This window comes from Burkholderia sp. Ac-20392 (assembly GCF_017104585.1).
Lineage (GTDB): Bacteria > Pseudomonadota > Gammaproteobacteria > Burkholderiales > Burkholderiaceae > Burkholderia > Burkholderia lata.
Genome location: NZ_JAAGPB010001078.1, coordinates 1 through 1,076, shown reverse-complemented (window position 1 = coordinate 1,076; position 1,076 = coordinate 1). Strand labels below are relative to the sequence as shown.

Below are 1,076 nucleotides of genomic sequence, written 5' to 3'. Positions count from 1 at the left end.
TAATACCCTCCTTCCCTACACGCCGCTATTCCGTATTCCCGGAGAGCGCCGCGAGCGAGCCCGTCTGCTCGATATGCGAGACGCCTTCGGTCAGGCCGACGCCGTTGCGCCAGCGCTCCTTCACCGAGAACGCGACGCGCGCGGCGCCTTCGCCGCCCGCGCTGCCCTGCTCGCCGATCACGAGCGGCAATGCCGAGCGCCAGTGCGCAAGCAGCGGCGATGCTGGCGAGCCGTCGATCACGAGGAGATCCTTGCTGCCCGACAGCGCGGCGACGTCGCCGGGCCGCGCAACCTGCACGCGCAGCGCCGGGAAGCCGGTCCATTCGCCCATGTGGCCGAGCATCGTCAGGTAGGCCTCGAGCTCCTGCGGCGACGGCCGGTCAGGCATCACGACGGCCGTCTGCGACAGGTCGGCGAAGCGCGTGAACGGGAAGCCGCTGTTCGCGAAGAACGCGAGGTTCGGCAACTGCGCGTAATGAACGAAGTGCGAGAAGTCGATCGTCGAATCGGGATCGATCGCCGCGCGCTGCGGCTCGGTCGCCGTGCTCGAGCACAGGCCCGTCTTCTGCGAATCGAGCGTGAAGCGGAACTGCAACTGGTTGCCGCTGCCGACCCGGAACGCCGGGATGTCGACGTCGCTCGTCACGCGCCCTTCCGGCACCGACAGCAGCGGCAGCTGCATGCGACCATGCGCGTCCTCGGCATGGGCCGGCCCGAGCCGGTACGACTTCACGAGCTGGTCGTTGATCTCGACGGCGAGCGTCGAGTTGTCCTGCACCGTCGGCGCCGTGTAGCGGTAGCGCAGCGTGATCGGCACACCCGCGCCGTTCCACGAATGCAAATCGGACGGCACGCGCAGGTTCAGGCGGATCGCGTCGGGCGACGTGCCGCGCACTTCCAGTTCGCGCGTATCGGATACCAGCTCGCGGAACGCGATCGGCCGGTTCACCGGCAGCCAGCGCGGCGCGTCGTACGGCTTGCGCGGTGCGCCGAGATCGACGTGCGCGACCGTCGCCGACGGCCCCGACAGCGCCACGCGACCCAGCACGAGCGTCGCGACCGCATCGTCGACCTCG

1 protein-coding gene is annotated in these 1,076 nt (G+C 69.4%); it reads right to left on the bottom strand.

What is annotated here, in order from left to right:
• Positions 1–25: 25 nt before the first annotated feature.
• Positions 26–1,076, bottom strand: a 1,051-nt coding sequence (locus tag G3N99_RS40880; protein WP_241012107.1) for a cellulose biosynthesis cyclic di-GMP-binding regulatory protein BcsB, incomplete at its 5' end; no start/stop codon positions are given.